This is a genomic window from Mesorhizobium sp. P2_F7, from assembly GCF_056403695.1.
The window spans coordinates 33,016-56,486 of the sequence record NZ_JBFUFA010000019.1; the positions used below are offsets into that span (position 1 = coordinate 33,016).

General features: G+C 63.4%; 25 protein-coding genes and 1 pseudogene. 8 read left to right on the forward strand and 18 right to left on the reverse strand.

The features are described from left to right. Positions 1–129 precede the first annotated feature (129 nt). A complete protein-coding gene (locus AC1DZ8_RS31735; RefSeq protein ID WP_477308554.1) occupies positions 130–2,910 on the reverse strand; it encodes a DUF2339 domain-containing protein in 2,781 nt (926 codons plus the stop codon). A 245-nt stretch (positions 2,911–3,155) separates the two neighbouring features. Between AC1DZ8_RS31735 and AC1DZ8_RS31740 the strand changes: the two genes are divergently transcribed. Then, complete coding sequence (locus AC1DZ8_RS31740) at positions 3,156–3,620, forward strand: NUDIX hydrolase (protein ID WP_477308552.1); 465 nt, start codon at positions 3,156–3,158, stop codon at positions 3,618–3,620. Between the two features lie 26 nt (positions 3,621–3,646). On the opposite strand, the gene AC1DZ8_RS31745 is transcribed toward AC1DZ8_RS31740, so the two are convergent. From AC1DZ8_RS31745 to AC1DZ8_RS31785, 9 genes are all read right to left on the reverse strand, one after another. Then, positions 3,647–4,165: a PaaI family thioesterase gene (locus tag AC1DZ8_RS31745; protein WP_477308550.1), complete on the reverse strand. Its 519-nt coding sequence runs from the start codon at positions 4,163–4,165 to the stop codon at positions 3,647–3,649. 7 nt (positions 4,166–4,172) lie between these two features. Further along, positions 4,173–4,949, reverse strand: coding sequence for a DNA repair protein RecO (gene recO / locus AC1DZ8_RS31750; protein WP_477308548.1), 777 nt, complete (start codon positions 4,947–4,949; stop codon positions 4,173–4,175). Between the two features lie 103 nt (positions 4,950–5,052). Next, positions 5,053–5,946, reverse strand: coding sequence for an aminoglycoside phosphotransferase family protein (locus AC1DZ8_RS31755; protein WP_477308546.1), 894 nt, complete (start codon positions 5,944–5,946; stop codon positions 5,053–5,055). A gap of 45 nt (positions 5,947–5,991) precedes the next feature. Continuing rightward, entirely contained in the window at positions 5,992–6,924 is a 933-nt protein-coding gene (era, locus tag AC1DZ8_RS31760) for a GTPase Era (RefSeq protein WP_477402269.1), read from the reverse strand. After that, positions 6,921–7,637, reverse strand: a complete 717-nt coding sequence (gene rnc / locus AC1DZ8_RS31765) for a ribonuclease III (protein WP_477308542.1) — start codon at positions 7,635–7,637, stop codon at positions 6,921–6,923. The genes era and rnc overlap by 4 nt, the downstream gene beginning before the upstream one ends. Next, positions 7,637–8,386, reverse strand: coding sequence for a signal peptidase I (gene lepB, locus AC1DZ8_RS31770; protein ID WP_477308540.1), 750 nt, complete (start codon positions 8,384–8,386; stop codon positions 7,637–7,639). The genes rnc and lepB overlap by 1 nt, the downstream gene beginning before the upstream one ends. Before the next feature lie 95 nt (positions 8,387–8,481). After that, positions 8,482–8,895: a holo-ACP synthase gene (gene acpS / locus AC1DZ8_RS31775; protein WP_477308538.1), complete on the reverse strand. Its 414-nt coding sequence runs from the start codon at positions 8,893–8,895 to the stop codon at positions 8,482–8,484. Continuing rightward, complete coding sequence (locus AC1DZ8_RS31780) at positions 8,892–9,476, reverse strand: DUF2062 domain-containing protein (RefSeq protein ID WP_477308536.1); 585 nt, start codon at positions 9,474–9,476, stop codon at positions 8,892–8,894. The genes acpS and AC1DZ8_RS31780 overlap by 4 nt, the downstream gene beginning before the upstream one ends. A gap of 263 nt (positions 9,477–9,739) precedes the next feature. Continuing rightward, complete coding sequence (locus tag AC1DZ8_RS31785; RefSeq protein ID WP_477402272.1) at positions 9,740–10,120, reverse strand: VOC family protein; 381 nt, start codon at positions 10,118–10,120, stop codon at positions 9,740–9,742. 160 nt (positions 10,121–10,280) lie between these two features. Between AC1DZ8_RS31785 and AC1DZ8_RS31790 the strand changes: the two genes are divergently transcribed. Then, complete coding sequence (locus AC1DZ8_RS31790; protein ID WP_477308532.1) at positions 10,281–10,682, forward strand: type II toxin-antitoxin system HicB family antitoxin; 402 nt, start codon at positions 10,281–10,283, stop codon at positions 10,680–10,682. A 47-nt stretch (positions 10,683–10,729) separates the two neighbouring features. Here AC1DZ8_RS31790 and pyrE read toward each other — a convergent pair whose 3' ends face one another. The 3 genes from pyrE to rpoZ form a co-directional block, all read right to left on the reverse strand. Next, positions 10,730–11,308 (reverse strand): orotate phosphoribosyltransferase, encoded by a 579-nt coding sequence (gene pyrE / locus AC1DZ8_RS31795; RefSeq protein WP_142867697.1) that lies wholly within the window; start codon positions 11,306–11,308, stop codon positions 10,730–10,732. Positions 11,309–11,332: 24 nt separating this feature from the next. Beyond that, positions 11,333–13,564, reverse strand: coding sequence for a RelA/SpoT family protein (locus tag AC1DZ8_RS31800; protein ID WP_477402274.1), 2,232 nt, complete (start codon positions 13,562–13,564; stop codon positions 11,333–11,335). Between the two features lie 128 nt (positions 13,565–13,692). Next, positions 13,693–14,094 carry a DNA-directed RNA polymerase subunit omega gene (gene rpoZ / locus AC1DZ8_RS31805; protein WP_477308528.1) on the reverse strand — a complete coding sequence of 134 codons (402 nt, stop codon included), beginning with the start codon at positions 14,092–14,094 and terminating at the stop codon, positions 13,693–13,695. 331 nt (positions 14,095–14,425) lie between these two features. Between rpoZ and AC1DZ8_RS31810 the strand changes: the two genes are divergently transcribed. Next, entirely contained in the window at positions 14,426–15,007 is a 582-nt protein-coding gene (locus AC1DZ8_RS31810) for a LabA-like NYN domain-containing protein (RefSeq protein WP_454577027.1), read from the forward strand. A 12-nt stretch (positions 15,008–15,019) separates the two neighbouring features. After that, entirely contained in the window at positions 15,020–15,670 is a 651-nt protein-coding gene (locus tag AC1DZ8_RS31815) for a uracil-DNA glycosylase (protein WP_477308526.1), read from the forward strand. Positions 15,671–15,677: 7 nt separating this feature from the next. On the opposite strand, the gene AC1DZ8_RS31820 is transcribed toward AC1DZ8_RS31815, so the two are convergent. After that, positions 15,678–16,691, reverse strand: coding sequence for a zinc-binding alcohol dehydrogenase family protein (locus AC1DZ8_RS31820; protein ID WP_477308524.1), 1,014 nt, complete (start codon positions 16,689–16,691; stop codon positions 15,678–15,680). A 110-nt stretch (positions 16,692–16,801) separates the two neighbouring features. On the opposite strand from AC1DZ8_RS31820, the gene AC1DZ8_RS31825 reads away from it, so the two are divergent. Continuing rightward, positions 16,802–17,161: a winged helix-turn-helix transcriptional regulator gene (locus AC1DZ8_RS31825; RefSeq protein ID WP_477402277.1), complete on the forward strand. Its 360-nt coding sequence runs from the start codon at positions 16,802–16,804 to the stop codon at positions 17,159–17,161. Positions 17,162–17,177: 16 nt separating this feature from the next. Here the strand turns inward: AC1DZ8_RS31825 and AC1DZ8_RS31830 are convergent, their stop codons facing one another. Beyond that, entirely contained in the window at positions 17,178–17,651 is a 474-nt protein-coding gene (locus AC1DZ8_RS31830) for an Lrp/AsnC family transcriptional regulator (protein ID WP_142867694.1), read from the reverse strand. A 151-nt stretch (positions 17,652–17,802) separates the two neighbouring features. On the opposite strand from AC1DZ8_RS31830, the gene AC1DZ8_RS31835 reads away from it, so the two are divergent. Beyond that, the gene (locus tag AC1DZ8_RS31835) at positions 17,803–18,702 is read left to right on the forward strand and encodes a DMT family transporter (protein ID WP_477308520.1); all 900 of its coding nucleotides are present in this window, start codon (positions 17,803–17,805) and stop codon (positions 18,700–18,702) included. A gap of 1 nt (position 18,703) precedes the next feature. Here AC1DZ8_RS31835 and AC1DZ8_RS31840 read toward each other — a convergent pair whose 3' ends face one another. The 3 genes from AC1DZ8_RS31840 to dapA all read right to left on the reverse strand — a co-directional run bounded on the left by AC1DZ8_RS31840 (position 18,704) and on the right by dapA (position 20,902). Beyond that, positions 18,704–19,432, reverse strand: coding sequence for a glycoside hydrolase family 25 protein (locus AC1DZ8_RS31840; protein WP_477308518.1), 729 nt, complete (start codon positions 19,430–19,432; stop codon positions 18,704–18,706). A gap of 83 nt (positions 19,433–19,515) precedes the next feature. Continuing rightward, positions 19,516–19,995, reverse strand: a complete 480-nt coding sequence (gene smpB / locus AC1DZ8_RS31845; protein ID WP_025583626.1) for an SsrA-binding protein SmpB — start codon at positions 19,993–19,995, stop codon at positions 19,516–19,518. A 25-nt stretch (positions 19,996–20,020) separates the two neighbouring features. Next, positions 20,021–20,902 carry a 4-hydroxy-tetrahydrodipicolinate synthase gene (dapA, locus tag AC1DZ8_RS31850; protein ID WP_025583624.1) on the reverse strand — a complete coding sequence of 294 codons (882 nt, stop codon included), beginning with the start codon at positions 20,900–20,902 and terminating at the stop codon, positions 20,021–20,023. Positions 20,903–21,149: 247 nt separating this feature from the next. Between dapA and AC1DZ8_RS31855 the strand changes: the two genes are divergently transcribed. Continuing rightward, on the forward strand, positions 21,150–23,198 hold the full coding sequence (locus tag AC1DZ8_RS31855) for a lytic transglycosylase domain-containing protein (protein WP_477308515.1): 2,049 nt from the start codon (positions 21,150–21,152) through the stop codon (positions 23,196–23,198). 82 nt (positions 23,199–23,280) lie between these two features. Next, positions 23,281–23,471: pseudogene (locus AC1DZ8_RS31860) on the forward strand (IS5/IS1182 family transposase); the annotation flags it as partial.

The following is a 23,471-nucleotide window of genomic DNA, read 5'->3' on the forward strand; positions in this document are numbered from 1 at the left end:
TTTAACCCGATTGAACGCGCCTTCCCGGCGCGGCGCAAGCGGCCAGCGCGAAGCGGTCCGCCGCCCCGGTCACCCAAGCAATGAGATAACGACACCGGTAGCCAATTTATTCCTGGCTAAATGGAAATCTTATTGTTCTTGCTTGTCTTTATCCACTTCCCTCGCCGCCCGCGTCAGCAGCCGCTGGTAGAACAGGCCGATGCCGATCAGCACCGCACCCAGGCCGATGAAGGACAGCGCCCTGAGCACGCCTTCCAGCTCCGACATGTCGAACAGGAAGACTTTCACCACGGCAATCGCGATCAGGGCCGCCGAGGCAATGCGCAGCACCTGCGATTTCAGCCAGACGCCGGCGGTGAGCAGGACGACGCCGATAACAAGCCAGAGCGCCGAATAGGTGTAGGTCTCGAGCTGGCCGAGACCGCTCCACAGGCCGATGAACTCGCCCTTGAACACGCGCCTGACCGACAGTGTGGCATAGGCGAAGACAAGCAGTGCCGCGACCACCGCCAGCATCTGCGCATACCATGGCGGCCGCTTATACCTGGCATAGAGCGCCAGCCCGCCAGCGGCGATGGCCGGCAGGAGGTAGGCCAGGAACAAGAGGTTGAACACCGGGATCTGGCCGGTCGACTCGTCGGTGAACAGCGGGTTCAGCACCAGGAAATGCTGGAGGACGATGAAAGCGACCGAGACCACGCCGGCGGCCATCGAACCATAGCGCAGCACCGAGCTTGGCGAACGCATGTCGATGGCGACCAGTATGGCACCGGCGCCGATGGCGATCAGCGTGTAGATCGCCTGTTCGGCGAGCGTCACGGGGCCGGTGTCGATGACGCCGCCATGCATGGCGTGGCGCACCAGCATGGCGACGGTGAGCAGCGCGAAAAGGGCTGCACCCGCCTCCATGGCCTGGCGTGGCCGGCCACTGCCAATTGGTAGTGCGGGGGTGGTGCGGGCGAGTTGCCAGGCGGCGAAGCCGAAGGCCAGCGCCGGCACGCCGTAGCCCGGCAGCAGCCAGTTGAACACCGGCGTCGTCGACAGGAATTCGGCGCCGACGATGGTCGGGTCGAAGGCGACGCGGCCAAGCACCGCGATAACCGCGCCGACCGAAATCCAGCCGAGCACAGGATAGGAACGCCAGCGCGTCGCCAGCGCCGGCACGATGGCGGCAACGCCGGCGAGAATGGTCGTCCAGCCGGAACCGAAAGCCATATGCAGCATCAGGAGGCCGGCCAGAGCCGAGCCGCAAAGCGCGAAGGAGACGGCAATGTCGCCCTTGAGCGGCGGCTGTTCGGTGCGCGCGATCCACTCGCCGCCGCTAGCGAAGACGACGACCAGAAGGGCAGCGACCGCGGCATAGGCAAGGTCGCGGTCGAGATTGCCATAGGAGAGCCACAGCGTCGAAAGGATGACCAGCGGTGCGGCGACGCCCCATGCCGCCCAGCATGCCGCGCGAACCCGCGCGGTGGCGGCGAAGCGGCGTGCGGCCCAGAAGCCGGCGCCGATGAAGACCAGGCCAAGGCCAAGGCCGATGTGCAGCGTCCAGGGGTTTCCGGCCGCCACCGGCATGCCGTCAAAGCCTATGTTTCCCTGGGATATGTCCGAGCCGATGGTGGCGGGCGGAATGATGCCGAGATAGATCATTACGCTCACCACCCCGGCGGCATGAAGCAGCGGCAAAGCGCGCGGCCGGTAGAGTGCGGTGGCGACAAGGGCAACGAGGACGGCTGCGCCCGGCAAGGCGCCGCCGGCGGCGACCAGTGTCGTGTCGACGGACAGGCCGAGCGCCGAAAACGCGACGAAAACGCCAGGCACGATCGAAGGCCAGTCGAAGCCGTTGCTTGCGGTTTCCGTTTCGCCGCCACGACTGCCCAGCCAGACAAAGGCAAGCACGGCCAGCGTGACCGCGTCGATGAACAGGATGACGGGAAGGTCGGTGCCGGGCGCAGCCATCATGTAGGCGATGGTCCAGGCGCCGGTGCCGAAGAAGGCTGCCGCGATCAGGAATTTCCAGTCGCGAATGCGGGCGATCACCGCGGTGGCGGCAAGCACGATGGCGAGATAGACGAACAGCGCCCATGGGTTGGGCGCCTGCGATGACACAAGGGCGGGCGTCGCCATGGAGCCGACGAGGCCGATGCCGGCCAGGGCCTGGCCATGGACGAGAGCGGCGACGATGGTCGCCACGCCGATGGCGCCGAGCACGGTGAAGGCGAAGGCCGGACCGACGAATCCGTAAACGGCATGGGCGGCATAGACCGTGCCGAACAGGATGAAGGCGCCTGCGGCCGTCAGGATCGCCGGGATATAGGCGCCGGCCACCCCTTCCACCGGAACCTTGAAGCCGGTGCGGCGGATGAACTCGCCGCCACCGATCAGCACCAGACCGAGCAATGCCGCCAGGGCCAGCCGCACTTCGGGGCCGAAAATGCCGGCCTCGATGGTGTAGCGGATCAGGAACAGTCCGCCCAAGGCCAGTGCGATGCCGCCGACCCAGACTGCCCAGCGTGTGCCGAGCGCGGTTTCGACCTCGGACTGGCGGGCGGCTTTCGCTGCGGCGGCCGGCGCGGACCCGGTCAACGCCGCCTTGGCCGCTGCTGACAGTTCCGGCACGGGCTCGCTGGCGGCCGCTTCGGGCGCCGCGGCCGGTGCCTGCGCTGCTTCGGCTACTGTTGGCGAAGCTATGTCGGCCACTGCTGCGGGGACCTGAGCGGCATCCGCCGGCAGGCTGTCAGTTGCGACTGCCTCAACCGCCTTGGCCACGGGCGCGGCAACATTCACACCGGACAGAACCAGGCTGCGCAGCGCGCCGAGTTCGCGCTCGATCAGGCCGATGCGGCCCTGCTGACGCAAGACGATGACGAAAAGCACGACAACGACGACAGCGCCAATCAGGCTCTCAAACATGGCGGTTCCCCCAAACCAGGCCAGTTTTCACTGACAATTGCGGCGGCCACACGGCCAGCCCGGACAGCCAATCAAGTCATGCCACCGCAACGGTGACCGGAGATAAATCATCGAGCATGTTTCGCCGGCAAATTCCAGCGGTCTACAGTCGTTATCCTCACCCATCGTCCCGGATGGTCAGGGATGGCGCCACCGCTACTTGCCAGGAAGCCATGCTATCCTCAGATGAGCTACGAGGAAATCCAATGCCGAAGAGAAGCGCGGGACTGCTGATCCACCGGACAAAGGCCGGCATTCTCGAGTTTCTGCTCGTCCATCCCGGCGGTCCGTTCTGGGCAAGGAAGGATGAAGGCGCGTGGTCTATCCCCAAGGGTCTCGTCGAAGAGAACGAGGATGAGCTGGCGGCAGCCCGGCGCGAGGCCGGAGAGGAGCTCGGCATTGCCATAGAAGGCGATTTCGAGCCTGTCGGCAGCTATCGGCAAGCCGGCGGCAAGATCGTCATCGCCTGGAGTGTCGAAGCCGACCTCGACGCCGATGCCGTCAAAAGCAACATGTTCAGCATGGAGTGGCCGCCACGGTCGGGCGCGATGAAGGAATTTCCCGAAGTCGACAGAGCCCGCTGGTTTTCATTGCCTGAAGCCAGCCTCAAGATCCTCAACGGCCAGCGCGCCATCCTCGATGATTTCATGGCGCGGCGCAAAACCGGCTGAGCGCTACGTCGTCCGGATGACGAGCCTCAGCGCGCCGCCGAGTTGGCGGCTGGAAAGATCGAGCATGTCTCGGTGCCAAAGGCGAGCAATTTGCCCTGCGCATCCTTCAGCGTCGCTTCGGACACCGCCAGCGTGCGGCCCTTGTGGACGGTCTTGCCCTCGCAGACCACTTCGCCGGTCTTCGGCGTGATCGGCCGCGTGAAATTCACCTTGAACTCGGCCGTCGTGTAGGCCTCGCCCTTGTCGAGCAGCGTCTGCACCGCGCATGCCAGTGCCGAGTCCAGCAGCGTTGCCGCCCAGCCGCCATGCACGCCGCCCAACGGATTGAGATGGCGCTCGCTCGGCACGCCGCGAAACACCGCGCGCCCCTCCGACACTTCGGTCAGGGTAAAATTCAGCTGGAAGGAGATCGGCGGGGCCGGATATTTGCCATCGACGATACGCTGCAAAAGGTCGATGCCGCTGTATTCGAGGAGATCGCCAAGCGGAATGGTGCCAAGGCCAAGCGGCGACACCCGGCCGGGGTAGAGTTCGACTTCGCTCATATGATTCTCACGTCGTGATTTCTGGGAGGGCGCCTGCCGTTGCGGCGGCCTTGCCGCCCGAATGATGTTTGCGCAGGGCAGCGAGGAAACCGGCACGGGCGTCGGGCTGTTCGATGCCGCGCGGCTCGTAGACATGGCGGGTGAAGAAGAAGCCGGTCAGCCGGTAGGCTTCCTCGAGTGCCGCCTGGTCGGCGCGCAGGCCGGAGCCGCGCTGCAGGAAGGCCGGCAGCGCCAGCATCTTGTCGCGCCACGGCGCGCCGGCCTGGCGCGACACGGCGCGGCCGGATTTAGGCGAGACATAGGCCAGATCCTGCCGGACGCCGGTCGCCGCGCACTGGCTGAGATCGAGGCCGAAGCCGAGTTCGTCGAGGATGAGGAGCTCGAAGCGCGCCACCAGTTCACCGGCGGCATCCGCATCGTCGAGATGGGCGATCATCACGGCCAGCGTCTCGTAGAGGCCGCCATGGGCGTCGCGCTCCGGCAGGAGCCTCAGATGCGCGGCCATGGTCTGCAGGCCGTAGACGGCCACCGCGCTGTCCATCAGCCGGGCCGCGTTCATCTCGATCGCCTCGGCCTGGAAGGTGCCGAGATGCTCGTCGAGGCGGGCCCGCCACAACAGGTCGACGCGGTTGCCGGGCTGCAGCACCGGCTGCTGCTTGCGCGAGCGGCCGCCGCGCACCAGGCCGAGATGTCGGCCATGCGCGCGCGTCATCACCTCGAGGATGGCGCTGGTTTCGCCATGCTTGCGGGTGCCGAGAATGATTCCCTCGTCGCGCCATTCCATGGCGCGAGCTTGTCACCGGTTGCGTGGCGAAATCAAGATTTTGGCTCGCGGCGCGCGATCTGTGCTGACATTAGGCGGCCGACGCATAGTCGAAATACCACCGTCATGCGAATTTCCTGTAATCGGCCAGCACGTCATCGATGACGCGCCGAGATCGTTCCGCCTCGGCCTGGTTGGCGTCGTGTCCGGCAACGGTGATCAGCGCCTTCCAGAGCGTCCAGCCGCGACCGCGCGCCCAGGTCGCGTCGTCGACGTCGATGGCGGCGCGAAACGCTTCCCTGCTTTCGCCGTCGAAGAACGTCCAGGTAATCGCCAGGTCACAGGACGGATCGCCGACACCTGACGTGCCGAAGTCGATGACGGCGCTCAAGCGGCCGTTTTGGACAAGAAGGTTGCCCCAGGCGACGTCGCCGTGGAACCAGATGGGCGGACCGTGCCAGGTGGCGGCGAGGGCCGCGTCCCAGACGGCGGTGGCCGCCTCGGTGTCGATCTGCCCTTGCAGCGCCTTCAGTGCTTCCCTTGTCTGGTTGTCATACACGCTCGGCGGTCCACCACGGAAGAAATTGTGCTGGCCGGGAGCCGGCTCGCCCGCCGAATCGATTCGCCTGAGCGCAATGAGGAAATCGGCGAGATCGACCGCGAACTGCCTGATATCGGCGATTTCGGCGGTCTTGGCGGTTTCACCTTCGATCCAGCGGTACACGGACCAATGCCAGGGATAACCTTCCGCCGGCTCGCCCATCGCCAGTGGAACCGGGATCGGCAGCGGCAGAAGCGGCGCCAACCTCGGCAACCAGCGCTGCTCTTTTTCGACCTGCAGCGCATAGGGTGCCGCACTTGGCAGGCGCACGGTCATGTCATCGCCGAGATGGAAGGTGCGGTTGTCCCAGCCGCCTGATGCCACCGGGCTCACCGGCAGATGCCGCCATTGCGGGAACTGCGTGATGATCAACCGACGCACGAGATTGGTATCGATGGTCGGTTTTGGGTCACTCATATCGTCATCTCAAACTGCCGGGGCGGCAGTTCTAGACGACGAAACTCAATGGGGAAACTCCAGCCCCATCTCGCGGTAGCGCTCAGGGTCGTCGCCCCAGTTCTCGCGCACCTTGACGAACAGGAACAGGTGCACCTTCTGCTCCAAAATGCCGGCGATCTCCATGCGCGCCGACTGGCCAATGGCGCGGATCGTCTCGCCCTTGTGGCCGAGCACGATCTTCTTCTGGCTGTCGCGCTCGACATAGATGGTCTGGTCGATGCGCACCGAACCGTCCGGCTTCTCTTCCCATTTCTCGGTCTCGATATGGGAGGAGTAAGGCAGTTCCTGATGCAGCCTCAGATACAGCTTTTCGCGGGTGATCTCAGCCGCCAGCTGGCGCATCGGCAGATCGGAAATCTGGTCTTCCGGGTAGTACCACGGGCCGGCCGGCAGGGCTTGCGCGAGGTAGTCGAGCAGATCCTTGCAGCCGGAGCCGGTCAGCGCCGAAACCATGAAAGTGCGCTTGAACGGCACTTTTTCGTTCGCTGCCGCGGCCAGGGCCAGCAGCGCTTCGTGCTTGACCCGGTCGACCTTGTTGAGGATCAGCACCATCGGCTGGCGGACATCCTTCAGCCGCTCAAGGATGGCGTCGGCGTCCCCCCTGATGCCGCGCTCGGCATCGATCAGCAAAAGCACGATATCGGCGTCCTTGGCGCCGCCCCAGGCGGTGGTCACCATCGCGGTATCGAGCCGCCGCTTCGGCTTGAAGATACCTGGCGTGTCGACGAAGACGATCTGCGCATTGTCATGCGTGGCGATGCCGCGCACGATGGCGCGGGTGGTCTGCACCTTGTGGGTGACGATCGACACTTTGGCGCCGACGAGTTGGTTGACCAAAGTCGACTTGCCGGCATTGGGCGCGCCGATCAAGGCGACGAAGCCGGAATGGGTGACGGGAGCTTCCGCTGCCGAGGGCAAGTCTTCGCTGGCGGTCATGCCGCACTCCCTTGATTGGCCCAGATGCCTTCGCGCACCAGAAATGCCGATGCCGCCGCTTCTTCGGCGGCGCGGCGAGAGCCGCCCATGCCGCTTGCCGGGGCAAAGCCGCTGACCTTCACTGACACCGTAAAGACCGGTTGATGCTCGGGTCCTTCGCGTTTTTCGATCGCGTATTCGGGCCTGACATCGCTCGTCTTGGCGATCCATTCCTGCAGGTCGGATTTCGGGTTGGGCGGCTTTGCCACCACCTTTTGCGAGCGCGGCTCCCAATAGCGCAGGACGAATTGCCTGGCCGCATCGAGGCCGCCATCGACGTAGACCGCCGCGATCAGCGCTTCGACGGCATCGGCCAGATAGTTTCCGCCCGAGCCGCGCGAGCGCGCCTTCAAGGCGGCGTCGGCCCGGACCAGATCTTCCAGCTGCATTTCAATGCCGATTTCGGAGCATGTCCGCGCATCGACCAGGGCATTGAAGCGAGGGGCGATTTCCCCTTCCGGCGCTTCGGGAAATTTTTCGAACAGCAGGTCGGCAACGATCAGGCCGAGCACGCGGTCGCCGAGGAATTCGAGGCGCTGATTGTTGCTGCTTGCCTTGACCGCACTGGAATGGGTCAGCGCGGTCTCAAGCAAACGGACATCCCGGAAGGAATGGCCGGTCTTGGCTTTCACCAGATCGGCCAGAGTTTCACCGGTCGGGCGCTTCAAAGCCATCAATTTACGAAATGGAACATGCGCGACAGACGCACCAGCGACGGCCATTTCCAGATCTCGAGCGGGCTCGCCTTGCCGCCGATCGAGAAGAAGACGACGCTGGCGCGGCCGACCAGGTTCTCGGCCGGTACATAGCCGACGTCAAAGCGGCTGTCGGAAGAATTGTCTCTGTTATCGCCCATCATGAAATAGTCGCCGGGCGGCACGACGAATTCGTTGGTGTTGTCGCCGATCGAATTCGGGTTCAGGTCGAGCGTGTCGTAGCTGACACCGTTGGGCAGCGTTTCGCGGTAGACATCGATCGGATAATCCTTTTCCGTGATGTCCGGATTGTCGATCTGGCCGGTCTTCACGCGCGGGACACCCTGGCCATTGATGAACAGCTGACCATCCTTCATCTGGATACGGTCACCGGGGAGGCCGACGACGCGCTTGATGTAGTCGAGCGACGGATTCGGCGGGAACTTGAACACCACCACGTCGCCGCGCTTCGGTTCAGAACCCCAGATGCGGCCCGAAAAGATATCGGGGCCGAACGGCAGCGAATAGCGCGAGAAGCCATAGGACCATTTGGTGACGAACAGATAGTCGCCTTCGAGCAAGGTCGGGCGCATGGATCCCGACGGGATCGAGAAGGGCTGGAACAGCAGCGTGCGGATGACCATGGCCAGCAGCAAAGCCTGGATGATGACGCTGACGATTTCGCCAAGCCCGCCGGATTTCTTCTCGGATTTTTCAGCCACGCTCATGTCGTCCTCGATTGTGCTCGGATGGTATAGAGTCTCGGCGCGCGCTGGGCAACGTCACGCCGGCGTTAGATATAATCGCCGGTCGTCAGATGCAATCAATGTGGCGCTTGTTCGGCGGGCAACGCTTCGATGATCACAAAGGCTTGAGCAAGCGGGAAATCATCGGTGATTGTGAGGTGGATCGCCGCTTTGTGTCCTTGCGGCAGGATTTTGGCCAGCCGGACGGCCGCCCCGCCGGTCAGCGCCATGGTCGGCGCGCCGCTGGGCAGGTTGACGACGCCCATGTCGCGCCAGAACACGCCTTGCGCCAGGCCGGTGCCGAGCGCCTTGGCGCAGGCCTCCTTGGCGGCGAAGCGCTTGGCATAAGAGGCGACACGCCCGGCACGGCCCTCGGAGCGGGCTTGTTCGACCTCGGTGTAGATGCGCTGAATGAAACGCTGGCCATGCCGCTCCAGCGACTTTTCGATGCGTCTGATGTCGATCAGGTCGCTGCCGATGCCGATGATCATTCCGCCGGAACTTCCCGCCCGCCGTGTCCGGCCTTGCGCGCCCGTTCGGCCATGCGCTTGCGGCGCTGCTCGCGAAAGGCGGTCATGCCCCAGCGGGTGATGCCGTAGAAGATGAGGCCGAAGACAAGCCCGAGCGGCACGGCGCCGATCAGCATCGGCTCGAGCACCGGGTGCCACAGTTTTGCAAACGACAGCGTGTGCATCATTTCGCCGAGATGCGCGGGCGGTCCGTTCTTGGGCAGGCGTTCATGCAGGATCAGCTTGCCGACCTCCCAGGATGCCCCCCACAGCAGCGGGAAAGTCAGCGGATTGCCGAAGAATACCGCGCCGAGGGCGGCGGCCACCAGATTGCCGGCGATTACCCAGCAGAGCACGGCGGCGACGGCGAAATGGAAGCCAAGCGGGAAGAAGGAGGCGAACACGCCGGCCGCAACGCCTGCGGCCACCGCGTGTGGCGTGGCCTTCAGCCGCAGGATGCGCTTGGAGAAATACTGCAACGAACGAGAAAACGAGCGGCGCGGCCACAGATAGGTACGCACCCGCTCCAACAGGCCATCCGGCTTGCGGCGTCGAAAAAGCACTCTGTTTCAATTCCCGTTCAGCAACGCCCCAACCATCCCAGGCCGGACGTGATAGGTCTATCTTGCGCTTCGAGGGCGCAGAAAGGCAACAACGACTTTGATATAGCGACTGCCCTGCCGCGGAACAACGAAACGCCGCCGCGATGGTCTGCCGCAGACGCGTAACAAGAGCGCTATTGGGGCAAAACTGAGGACAACGTCAGGTGAGCGTTTCGATGACGACGACACGGCCTGCCCGTGAAGACGACGCCGAGGCAGATAAACTACTCCCGATATTCGCTGACTTCGACCAGATTGCTGTCCGGGTCGCGGAAATAAACCGACATCATCGGGCCGCGGGCGCCGGTGCGTTCGACCGGACCGACCTCTATCGCCACGCCATTGGCTTCGAGACTTGCACAGATCTCGGCAAGCGGCCTTGCGGCGACCAGACAGAAATCGCCGGACCCCGGCGTCGGCGTCCTGGCTTTCGGCTCAAAAGTGCGGCCGACTTCATGCAGGTTGATCTTCTGCGACCCGAACAACAGCGCCGTCGGCCGCGCCGGCTCGTTGAGGCGTTTCAGGCCAAGCACGCGTTGGTAGAAGGCGCAGCTATCCTCCACCGAGCGGACCGTCAGCACGAAATGATCGATGCCGGCGATCATGGTGTTTTTCCCTTATGCATGTCGTTGCTCCAAAAACCACCGCACACTTTCGAAGGACCTTCATCTTCTACCAGACCGGTTTTCATTGACACCGTGCGGCACCCATCGGCACCCTGCGCAGCATCGAAAAACAATCCGGACTGAAACTGAGGTGAGAACCATGCAGCAGTATATCGGACTTATCCATAAGGATGCCGAAAGCGACTTTGGCGTCTTTTTTCCTGATTTTCCCGGCCTGGTTGCGGCGGGTGAAGACTTGGACGACGCCCGAGGCATGGCCGAAGAAGCCCTTGCCTTCCATATCGAAGGGCTCATTGAGGACGGAGAGGCTATTCCGGAGCCCTCGTCTCTGGCTGAGATTATGGCATCAGCGATCAATCGCGATGGCGTAGCTATTCTGGTTGGGGTGAAAACCGACGCTAAAAAGGTGGTGCGAGTAAGCGTCACCCTACCGGCTGATGTTCTTCAACGGATCGATGCGTTTGCTGAGGCTCACGGCTATACGCGATCTGGTTTTCTCGCCAAGGCGGCGGAGAAGGCAATGCAGCAAGAGGCTGCCTGACTTTCATTGCGGAACGCCCAGCGCACTGTTGGGCGAGATGCATTCCCTCAGATGTTGCGGCTGCCGGGCTTGATCGCAGGTATGGCGGCAAGTTCCGGCGGCAGCCGATCGGCGGGATAGGCCGGCACCTCATATTCGGCGAGCGCGATCAGCGGCACGCCGACATTGGTCTTGCCGGCCGAGCGGTCGATGATGCAAGCGGCGGCCACCACTTCGGCGCCAAGCGCGCGCAGGCAATCGATGGTCTCGCGGATCGACAGGCCGGTGGTGACGATGTCCTCGACGATGACGACGCGCGATCCCGGCGCGATCTCGAAGCGGCGCAGCCGGAACTCGCCGCCTTCGCGCTCGACCCAGATTGCCGGCACGCCGAGATGACGCGAGGTCTCATAGGCCGGGATCAGCCCGCCGATCGCCGGGCCGACGACATAGTCGATCTTGCCCGGCACCGCCTTGCGGATCTTTTCGGCCAGCGCCTTGCACAGGCGCTCGGTCTTGTCGGCATGCATGAACACGCGCGCCTTTTGCAGGAAGACCGGACTGCGCAGGCCCGACGTCAAGATGAAATGCCCCTCGAGGACGGCTCCCGCCTCGCGAAAAATGCCCAGCACTTCGTCCGTGTTCATCCTGCCCTGCCCCAAAACCAGTGGTTAGCCGTTGACGCGCCGCGCATCGCTGACGCTCGAATTGTCCTTGAGCTGCGACAGCAGCCGGTTGAGGTGCTTCAGATCCCAGACTTCGAGATCGATCAGCATTTCGGTGAAGTCGGGCGCGGTGCGCACCATCGACAGCGTATGGATGTTGGCATCGTTCGAGGCAACCACCTGGGCGATGTCGGCCAACGACCCCGGCGCGTTGATGGCGGTGACTGAAACACGCGCCGGGAAACGCTCCTTGGTCTGCTCGTCAATGTCCCAGCGCACATCGATCCAGCGTTCCGGCTGGTCGTCGAAGGCCTGCAACGCCGGCGACTGGATGGGATAGATGGTGATGCCGGTGCCCGGCTGGACGATGCCGACGATGCGGTCGCCGGGAACGGCCCCTTCCGGCGCGAAGCGCACCGGCAGGTCGCCGCGCACGCCGCGGATCGGCACAGCGCCGTCGCGCGGCTGGTCCTTGTCCTTGCGCGCGGCGCGCGTACCGGGCATCTGGAACAGCATGCCGGCAGCGTTGCGGATCTTCGACCAGCCCTCCTCACGCTGCTTGGGCGCGCTGACGGTGACGCGCTCGTCCTTGTAGTCAGGGAAGACCGCCTTCATCACGTCGGTCGAGGCGAGTTCGCCGCGCCCGACCGAGGCCAGCACATCCTCGATGTCCTTGCGCGCCAGCCTGTGCAGCACCGGCTTCAGGTTTTCCTTGGTGAAGGTCTTGCCGGCGCGTTCGAAAGCGCGCTCGAGGATGCGGGCGCCGAGACCCGAATATTGCTTGCGGATGGCGTTCTTGGTGGCGCGGCGGATGGCCGAGCGCGCCTTTCCGGTGACGACGACCGACTCCCACGCCGCCGGCGGCACCTGCGCCTTGGAGCGGATGATCTCGACCTCGTCGCCGTTCTTGAGCTCCGTCATCAGCGGCATGATGCGGCCATTGACCTTGGCGCCGACGCAGGTATCGCCGACATCGGTGTGCACGGCATAGGCGAAGTCGATGGGGGTGGCGCCGCGCGGCAGTGCGATCAACATGCCTTTCGGCGTGAAGCAGAACACCTGGTCCTGGAACAGTTCCAGCTTGGTGTTTTCGAGGAAGTCTTCCGGGTTGTCGCCTTCGGCCAGTTGCTCGATGGTGCGCCGCAGCCATGCATAGGCATTGGTTTCCTTCGAGATCGCATGGCCGGCGCCATTCGTCTTGCCGCCGGTGTCCTTGTAGATCGAATGCGCGGCAACGCCATATTCGGCGATCTTGTTCATCTCGCGGGTGCGGATCTGCAGTTCGACGCGCTGGCGCGACGGGCCGACGATGGTGGTGTGGATCGAGCGGTAGTCGTTCTGCTTGGGCGTCGAGATGTAATCCTTGAAGCGGCCGGGCACCATCGACCATGTCGTGTGAATGGCGCCGAGCGCGCGGTAACAATCCTCGACGCTGTCGACGACGACGCGGAAGCCGAAGATGTCGGAGAGCTGCTCGAAGGACAGCGCCTTGGCCTCCATCTTGCGGAACACCGACCACGGCTTCTTCTGCCGGCTTTTCACGCCGGCGTTGATGGCATGCTTTTCAAACAGCGCCGACAGCGCCTTCTCAATGTCGGTCAGCACGCCCTTGTTGCGCTCAAAGATCTCGGCAAGCCTTGCGGTGACGGCGCGATACGCTTCCGGATTGATGAAGCGAAAGGCGATCTCTTCCAGCTCCTCGCGCATGCCTTGCATGCCCATGCGCCCGGCCAGCGGCGCGTAGATGTCCATCGTCTCCTCGGCGATGCGCAGCCGCTTGGCCTCGGGCATGTGGTCGAGGGTGCGCATATTGTGCAAACGGTCGGCGAGCTTGACCAGCAGCACGCGGACATCCTCCGAGATGGCCAGCAAGAGCTTGCGCAGGTTTTCCGCCTGCTCGGCCTTCTTGGAGACGAGATCGAGCTTCTTCAGCTTGGTCAGGCCTTCGACCAGCTTGCCCATTTCGGGGCCGAACAGATCGTCGATCTCTGCCCGCGTCGCGGTCGTGTCCTCGATCGTGTCGTGCAGCAAAGCGACGGCGATCGTCGCCTCGTCCATGTGCATTTCGGTGAGAATGGCGGCGACTTCGAGCGGATGCGAAAAATAGGGATCGCCGGAGGCGCGCTTCTGGTGGCCATGCTTCTGCATGGCGTAGACATAGGCCTTGTTGAGCAACGCCTCGTTGACGTCAGGCTTGTAGCGCGCGACGCGCTCGACAAGCTCATACTGACGCATCATGGGCGGGTTCTCTCGGTCCTGAAATGATTGATGCGCCGCACTGATGTACGGCGCATCTCATAGATAGCCACGAAACTGACGGGACGGAAGTGCCGGAACCATATTCCCGGCAGATCCAGAGCGTCCGCTTAGTAGTCGTCGCTCTTTTCCGGGGGTACCAGACCCTCGATGCCGGCCAGCAGGTCTTCCTCGGTCATGCGATCGAAGGTGACGTTGTCTTCGGTGTCGTCGGCATCGGTTGCCGCCACCGCATTGCCGGTCTGGTCGGCGATCGCCTCGCCATCGGCTTCCGGCTCGTCGACCTCGACATGCTTCTGCAGCGAGTGGATCAGATCTTCCTTGAGGTCGTCGGGCGACAGCGTCTCGTCGGCGATCTCGCGCAGCGCCACGACCGGGTTCTTGTCGTTGTCGCGCGGCACGGTGATCGGCGCGCCCTGGCTGATCTGGCGGGCGCGATGGCCGGCGAGCAGCACGAGCTCGAAGCGGTTGTCGACCTTGTCGATGCAGTCTTCAACGGTTACGCGGGCCATTGAGTGCCCCTTTCATGCCTGGATTTGATGGAAAGCAGGCGCGGTCCATAACCCGAACGCCGCCAAAATACAAGCATTATGGCGCCAGGGTCTCCGGGCCGGGCCGATGCCGGTTTCGGGCGCCGACGAATGCCTTGTCGGCGAAGCCCGCCCGCCGGCTTAGATACGGCCCCGATCACAATTGCTTGCAGTCGCCCCTGGAACCCTTGGATTGCCGTAAAACTGGCGTTATCTCGGTTGACGAAAGGTCAGCCGGTTTATTTACGAGCCGACCGATATATCAGACCCATTTCGATTAGTCCGCCACCTATTTCGAAAAAGGAATATTGCCATGTTCGACCCCCGTGAAAAAATCGCTCTTTTCATCGACGGCGCCAATCTTTACGCCACCTCGCGCGCACTTGGCTTCGACATAGACTACCGCAAACTGCTGTCCAGCTTTCAAAAGCGCGGCTATCTGCTGCGCGCTTACTACTACACCGCATTGGTCGAGGATCAGGAATACTCGTCGATACGTCCCTTGATCGACTGGCTCGACTATAATGGCTTCAAGGTGGTGACCAAGCCGGCCAAGGAATTTACCGACTCGACCGGCCGCCGCAAGATCAAGGGCAACATGGACATCGAATTGACCGTCGATGCGCTCGAACTTGCCGATGTCGTCGACCATTATGTCATCTTCTCCGGCGATGGCGATTTTCGCACACTGGTCGAAGCGCTGCAGCGGCGCGGGCGCAAGGTCTCGATCGTCTCCACCATGGCCTCGCAGCCACCGATGATTTCGGACGATCTGCGCCGCCAGGCCGACCATTTCATCGACCTGACATCGCTGAAGAACGAGGTCGGCCGCGATCCTTCCGAGCGGCCGGTGCGCCGGCCCGAGCCGGCGGAAGTCGAAGAGGACGATTATTGAGAAGCGGCCGCCTTGAACGCCGCTTCCGAACCCGACCGCGACTGCCCGCTCTGCCCCCGCCTGCATGATTTCATCGCAGGCTGGCGGCAGCGCGAACCGTCCTGGTTCAATGCGCCGGTGCCGACTTTCCTGCCGCCTGCGGGCGACGAGGCCGTCGAGTTGCTGATCGTCGGGCTGGCGCCCGGCCTGCGCGGCGCCAACCGCACCGGCCGGCCGTTCACCGGCGACTATGCCGGCGACCTGCTCTATTCGACACTGATCGCCCACGGCTTTGCCCGCGGCGAGTTCAAGGCGCGGCCGGATGACGGGCTGCAGCTCGTCGGAACTGCGATCACCAATGCCGTGCGCTGCGTGCCGCCGGAGAACAAGCCGGTCGGCGCCGAGATCGCCACCTGCCGCGGTTTTTTGGTGCCGACGATCGCGCGCTTTCCCAGGCTGCGCGCCGTGCTGGCGCTGGGTTCGATCGCGCATCAGTCGACGGTCAGGGCGCTGGGCGGGCGCTTGGCCGCCCATCCGTTCAAGCATGGCGGCCGGCTCGAGGCCGGCACCGTTACGCTGTTTTCCAGCTACCACTGCTCGCGCTACAACACCAACACCGGTGTCTTGACCGAAGCCATGTTCGTCAGGGTCTTCAGCGACATCGCGGAATTCCTTCGAACATAGTTGCCCCTTAAAATCCCGCCAGCACGATCTTGCCCTTGGCCTTGCCGGTCTCGATCAGCGCATGGGCGCGCTTCAGGTTGGCGGCATTGATCGTGCCCAACGTCTCGCCCAAAGTGGTGCGGATCGTGCCGGCATCGACAAGGCGTGCCAGTTCGTTGAGATGCTCGCCCTGCGCGGCCATGTCAGGCGTTTCATAGAGCGAACGGGTGAACATCAGCTCCCAATGAACCGAAACGCTCTTGCGCTTGAAGGGATTGATGTCGAGCGTCTGGGGGTCGTCGATCAAGCCGAAACGGCCCTGTGGCGCGATCAGTTCGACGATCTCGGCCAAGTGCTTGTCGGTGTTGGTGGTCGAGAACACGAAGGCCGGGGCACCGATGCCGAGGGCTGCAACCTGCGCGGCGAGCGGCTTGGAATGGTCGATGACATGGTGGGCGCCAAGGCCGAGCACCCAGTCGCTTGTTTCGGGCCGGGATGCGGTGGCGATCACCGTCAGGCCGGTTAGCTGGCGGGCAAGCTGGACCGCGATCGAACCGACACCGCCGGCGCCGCCGATGATCAGGATGGCATTTGCGGCGCCGACGACAGGCTTCTTCACATCGAGGCGGTCGAACAGGGCCTCGAAGGCGGTGATCGCCGTCAGCGGCAGCGCCGCCGCTGGCGCGTAGTCGAGCGAACTCGGCTTGCGGCCGACAAGGCGCTCGTCGACGAGGTGGAACTCGGCGTTGGTGCCTTGCAGCGGCAGTGCACCGGAATAGAAGACGTCGTCGCCGGGCTTGAACAGGCTGGCATCTGGACCCGTGGCGACGACCCGGCCGGCAGCGTCCCAACCGAGCACGCGCCAGCTTCCGGCTTCGGGCTTGACGCCTTTGCGGATCTTGGTGTCGACCGGGTTGACCGAGATCGCCTTCACCTCGACCAGCAAGTGGCGGGCTTTCGGCTCCGGCTTTGGCAGGTCGATGTCGACGAGGGAGGCCTCATCGGTGATGGAGGCTGGGATTTGATAGCCGACGGCGCGCATTCTGATCTCCACGATTTCTGTTGGGTGTTGTCCGGGGCAGAGATGCGGCTTATGTTCGCCAAGCGCAAGAATGCACATATAGAGCACATAGTGTCGAAAAGGATACCGTCATGCCGCGCATCCGCCATGAGCGATTCGATTGCAGCCCCGGCTGTGCCGTGGAAGGAACGCTGCGCTATATCGACGGCAAATGGAAAGGCGTCGTGCTCTACCATCTGTTGGAAGGCACAATGCGCTTCAACGAGATACGCCGGCGCATTCCCAACTGCACCCAGCGCATGCTGACCAACCAGTTGCGTGAACTGGAGATGGACGGGCTCATCGCCCGCAAGGTCTATGCGCAGGTGCCGCCGAAGGTCGAGTACAGCCTGACGCCGCGCGGCCGAAGCCTGGAACCGGTGATCACGGCCCTGAAAGTCTGGGGCGATGCGAATGTGACGCTGGCGCCGGAAGTGCCTCAAGCCGCCTGACTTCAGGCAGCCCGTTTCATACCGGCAGCAGCGCGTCCGGCTTCACGTCCGATATCGACGCATAGGTGTGGGTCTCCCTGACGCCCGGCAGCGGCAGGATCACGCGTTTGAGAAAATCCTGATAGGCGGCCATTTCCGAAATACGCGCCTTGACCAGATAGTCGAAGCCGCCGACGACCATGTGGCACTCCAGCACTTCGGGGGCTTTCGCCACCGCTTCGGCGAAACGGTCGAACACATGCGGCGCCGCCTGGTCGAGCCTGACTTCGATGAAGACGAGCGTGCCGCGGCCGATTTTTTGCGGATTGAGCACAGCCCGGACCGCGGTGATGAACCCGTCACGAAACAGGCGCTTCACCCGCTGGCTGGCGCCGGTCGGCGACAGGCCGACGCGGGCAGCGAGATCGAGCGTGGTGCGGCGCCCGTCCTCCTGCAGCAGCCGCAGCAGGCTGCGGTCAATGGCGTCGAGTTGATCGGATTCATGATTCACGCTTGTGGCACCCCTTATGTGTGACTTTCACTTCCCAATCGCAAAAACAGCATATTTTGTCGCACCATTTTCAACAATAGGCTGCGCTTTCAACGATAGCCGCTGGGGGGAGAAGCCTCCGCCGGCAGGATCGAGCGGGATGAGACTGCGCGTGGCAGAGGACCGAAACACGAAGCCGGCAATTCTTGCCGGCCTGGCGATGATCGGCATTTACGCCGTGCAGTTCGTCGCTGCCCGCTTCAGCCTGCGGGAGCATCTGACGGCAACCGATCTCGCGACCTTGCGCTTTGTCGGCGCCGGCATGGTCATGCTGCCGGTCGTCTGGCGCAGCGGCCTGGCGACTATCAAGACATTGGGCCGGAGGCGTGCGTTGGCGCTGGCGGCGCTCGCCGGACTGCCCTACCCGATCATCATCAATTGGGGCCTGACCTATGCACCGGCCGCGCATGGCGCGGCACTCTGCCCCGCCTCGATTGTGTTTTTCTCATTCGTGCTGTCGCACATCGCCACCACGGACAAGGCCTCACGCCGGCGGACCATCGGCGTCGCCGCCATCATTGCCGGGTTGATCCTATTCATTGCGCCGGCGCGTAGCGACAGCGGCATGAAGGATGTCCTCTTCGGCGATCTTCTGTTCATCGCATCGGGCGCGATGTTTGCCGCCTATGCCATTCTGGTGCGGCGCTGGCGCGTCGATCCGGTTGCGGCGACCGCAACGGTCGTGCTGCTGTCATGCGTGCCGCTGCCGCTGCTTTATTTGTTTGCTCCAAGCGGCCTGCGCGCCGCATCAGTGGGCGAGATCGCCAGCCAGATCGTCATTCAAGGGTTTTTGGCAGGTGCGGCCGCCATGTTCCTCTACACCTATGTCGTCAGACAGCTGGGGTCGCAAACGGCATCGCTGTTCATGCCATGCGTGCCGATCGCAACGGTCTTGATCGCCATGACGGTGCTCGGCGAAACGCCGACCGGCACCCAGTTCGCCGCCATCCTGATCATGGCTGCGGGGATGGCCTTTTCGGCCATCGCCAGACCTGTGGCCAAGACTGCCTGATTCAGGGCGATGGCGACGGTTGTGCGGATGGCGCAAACAACTCGGCCAGCGTTTGCTGTCCGCCCTGCAGCACATTGAGGTCGACATCGCCCTCGATGCCGGCGACCCGGCCCATATTGTGGTACTGCCAGTAGATCCAGCCGTCCTCGCTCGGTTTGATCGCCAGCGAGCGCAGCCAGCGCCGACGCACAGCTATCTGTCCATTATAGGCCTCCGCGGCCTCGTCGGTCAGGTAGATGATGGCCGGCTTGCCGAACGCAGCTTCAACCGGCCCGAGGAACGCCTGGAGTTCCGCGCTCAGCTGCTGCGGCGACGGGCGTTGCGGGCAGTTGCCGCCGAATTCGATGTCGACGACCGGCGGCAGCAGCGGCTGGTCGTGCGGCACGACCGAGATAAAGTTCTTCGCCTGGTCGGCGCCCGGCCTGCAGAAAGTGAAGAAGTGATAGGCGCCGACCGCAAGACCGGCCGCGCGCGCCTCGCGCAGATTCTTGGCAAAGGCATCGTCGACATGGTCGCCGCCCTCGGTCGCCTTGATGACGGCGAAGGCAACATCGTCGGCGGCGACGCGCCGCCAGTCGATCTCACCCTGATGATGGGAAACGTCGATGCCCCTGACCGGATAGCTGTCGCGATCCGGCGAGAAGGTCTGGAAATAGAAGAAGCCGCCTGCCGCGATGAGGCCCACAACGACCAGACTGGCCGCACCCCAGAGGATGATCCGGTTCTTCAAGCCTCTCCCCGTCGTCTATAGCTGCTGTGGCTGTTCGAGACTTGAAAGCCGATGTCCGGCTTTTCTGGGGCTGACCGAAGTTCTTAGCCCCGTTCCTTGAGCAATCGGCCCTTCTCGCGCGACCAGTCGCGCTGCTTTTCGGTCTCGCGCTTGTCGTGCAGTTTCTTGCCGCGGCCGACAGCGAGCAGAAGCTTGGCGCGGCCCTGATCGTTGAAATAAATCTTCAGCGGCACCAGCGTCATACCTTCGCGCTCGATGCTCTGCGACAGCTTTGCCATCTCGCGCTTGTTGAGCAGCAGCTTGCGCCGCCGCCTAGGCTCGTGGTTGAAGCGGTTGGCCTGCAGATATTCCGGCAGGTAGGAATTGATCAGCCAGATCTCGCCACCCTCGACCGAGGCATAGCTGTCCTGGATGTTGGCCTGGCCCTGGCGCAGCGACTTGACCTCGGTTCCGGTCAGCACAAGGCCGGCCTCGACCGTGTCGAGCACCTCATAGGAAAACCGCGCCTTGCGGTTTTCCGCAACGGTCTTGTTGTTGGGATCAGCTTTTCTGACTTGATTCATGATGTGGAGAGGTGGCGCCTCATCCTCAATTTATCAAGCCGGCGTGCTTCATCGCCGCATCGATCTTCTCGGCGGTCGATGCCTCGATCGTCACCAGCGGCGAGCGCACCACATTCTCGACCTTGCCAATCTTCGACAGCGCGTATTTGACGCCGCACAGGCCGGGTTCGAGGAAGATCGCCTTGTGCAGCGGCAACAGACGGTCCTGCAACTCCAGCGCCTTGGCACTGTCACCGGACAGTGTGGCTTCCTGGAACTCGGCGCACAGCCGCGGCGCGACATTCGACGTCACCGAGATGCAGCCGACGCCGCCATGGGCGTTGAAGCCGAGGGCGGAGGCGTCCTCACCCGAAAGCTGGATGAAATCCTTGCCGCAGGTGGCGCGCTGTTCGGACACGCGTTCGACCTTGCCGGTGGCATCCTTGACGCCGACGATGTTCTTGAAGTCGTGCGCCAGCCGGCCCATCGTGTCGGGCATCATGTCGATGACCGAGCGCGGCGGGATGTTGTAGATGATGATCGGCAGGCTGGTCGCCCTGGCGACGGCAGCAAAATGCTCATAGAGGCCGCGCTGCGTCGGCTTGTTGTAATAGGGCGTGACGACCAATGCCGCGTCGGCGCCAGCCTGTTCGGCATATTGCACCAGACCGACCGCTTCCGCGGTGTTGTTGGAGCCGGCGCCGGCGACGACGGGAGCGCGGCCCTTGGCAACCTCGATGCAGACCTTGACGACATGGCGATGCTCGTCATGCGACAGCGTCGGCGACTCACCGGTGGTGCCGACCGGGACGAGGCCCGTAGTGCCCTCTGCGAGCTGCCATTCGACGAAAGCGCGAAAGGCTTTCTCGTCGAAACGCCCGCTCTTTTCGAACGGTGTCACGAGCGCAGTAAGCGAGCCTCTCAGCATGTCGTCCAACTCCTTGGGACTTCTAGGGTTTCTTGACGTGTTTTAGCGTCGGCGCCTTCTAGCCGAAAGCGAAGCCGCGCACCATAGTCTCGACACTGTTCAGCGGCAAGCATGGCGATGGTGCCAGCGAGCGCAATTCGAACAGCCTCGATAACCCTTTGTTTACGGGCTCTTCACGACCTAAGTCTAGGCTCTCAGGCACCTGGGCTTGCCATTTAAAGTGCCGCAACAGGGAAAGATCAGGACCATGCCGGCCAGTCGGCCCCTCCGCTTCGCATTGCTTGGCGCCGTTGCCCTGCTGATAGCGGGGACGGCGGCAAACGAGAGCGTCGATGAGCTGACGACCTCATCGATCCCGATGCCCAGTCTACAGGATAAGGGCCTGCAGGACGAAACGCAGACTGATGCGCCTTCCGCCAGTATCGTCGTGTTGAAAGGCGGTCTCGACGCATTGGCGACCGGCGATATTGCCGCGGCACGCGCCGTGCGCGAAACATTGCCGGCCAACTCGCTGGACCGCCATATCCTTGCTTGGGCGATCGCGCTCTATGGCGGCGACCGGGTGCCGAGCAGCGAGATTGCCGATACCGCAAAGATGCTGCCGACCTGGCCCGGCACCATCGCCTTGCGCAAGAACAGCGAGCGCGCGCTCTACCGCGAAAGCCCGTCGCCGCAGACCGTGGTGAAAGCCTTTGACGGCAGCCAGCCATTGACCTTCGAAGGTGTGGTGATCCTTGCTCGCTCCTATGTGGCGCTTGGCAACACCAAGGCGGCGCTCTCGGTTTTGTCGCCGTTCTGGCGCACCGAAAAGCTGGAAGCCAGGGACGAGGCGGCCGTCATCAGGGAGTTTGGCGCCATCGTCCCGACTGCCGACCATCGTTTCCGCATGGAACGGATGTTTTATGCCGACCGGGAGAATTCGGCGCTGCGGGTCGCAGCCCTTGCCGGCGCGCAACCGCTGGCCGATGCCTGGGCCGCCGCCTCGCGTGGCGACAAGACCACGGCCAAGCTGTTGAAGGCGGTGCCCGTCGAGCAGCGTTCGGCCGGCTATTTCTTCGCGCAAGCCGAATATCTGCGCAAGCAGCGGAAGTTTGCGGACTCCGCCGCAGTGGTGATGAAAGCGCCAACCGATCGCGACGCGCTGGTCGATCCCGATGCCTGGTGGGTCGAGCGCCGCGTGCTGTCGCGCGCGCTGGTCGACCAGGGCGACTGGAAGACCGCCTACAAGATCGTTGCCGCGCATGCCGCCGAAAGCTCCGCCAGTGCCGCCGAGGCCGAATTCCACGCCGGCTGGTATGCGCTGCGAGGCCTCAACGATCCCGGCACCGCGTCCGGACATTTTGCCCGCATCGCCGATCTTGCGCAGGGGCCGATGTCTCTGTCGCGCGCCTATTACTGGCTTGGCCGCGCGGCAGAAGTCGGCGGTCCCGGCGATGCGAAGAGCTATTTCACCAAAGCGGCCACCTATGGCACCACTTTCTACGGGCAGCTGGCGGCGGAACGGGTTGGTTTGCGCACGCTGAACATCGTCTATCCCGAGCCAAGCGCCGCTGACCGCCAAAGCTTTGACGGCCGCGAGGCTGTCAGCGCCATCAAGCGGCTGCAGGAGGCGGGCTATGACCGCTATGCCGAGACGCTCTACCGCGACCTAGCCGGACAGTTGACCAGCCCCGGCGAACTGGCGCTGCTGGCCGTGCTGGCGGAAAAGCAGGGCAATCATTTCATGGCGCTGAAGGTCGGCAAGATCGCCGGGGCGCGCGGCATCGATGTCGGCGCGCTGTCGCATCCGCTCGGCGTCATTCCCGACACCGCCGACATTTCCGGCTCGGGCAAGGCACTGGCCTATGCCATTGCGCGCCAGGAAAGCGAGTTCAATGTCGGCGCCGTCTCCAGCGCCGGCGCGCGCGGCCTGCTGCAGCTGATGCCGGGCACCGCAAAGCAATTGGCGAAAAAGGCTGGGCTGACGTTTTCGCAGGATCGGCTGACCAGCGATGCCGGCTACAACGCCACGCTGGGCGCGGCGTTCCTCGGCGAGCAGCTCGACCGCTTCGATGGCTCCTATGTGCTGACCTTCGCTGGCTACAATGCCGGCCCCAACCGCGCCGCCCAATGGGTGGCCAAATATGGCGACCCGCGCGGCAAGGACATCGACGCCGTCGTCGACTGGATCGAGCGAATTCCCTACACGGAAACCAGAAGTTACGTGCAGCGCGTGATGGAGAATTACGAAGTCTACAAGATGCGCATTTCAGGGAAGTATGACATTGTCGGCGATCTGGTGAACGGACGGAGTTGAGGGCTCCCTCCCTTCTCCCCTTGTGGGACTGTTGCAAAATTGGATGGATGTGATTCCCTGTTTTTGAAACGGGGATTTTGCGATGACGACGAAGCCGAGCGGTCAGTTCAGTTTTGTGGAGGCTTTGCTGCCACAGGGTCTTGGTCGGAGCGGTCGGCTGGACCGGCTGTCGTCGCTGGTGAAGTGGTATCGCTTCGAGAAGATTCTGGCGCGGCTGCGCTCGCCGGCGGGGCCAGGGCGGCCTGCGTACAATTCGCTGGTGATGTTCAAGGC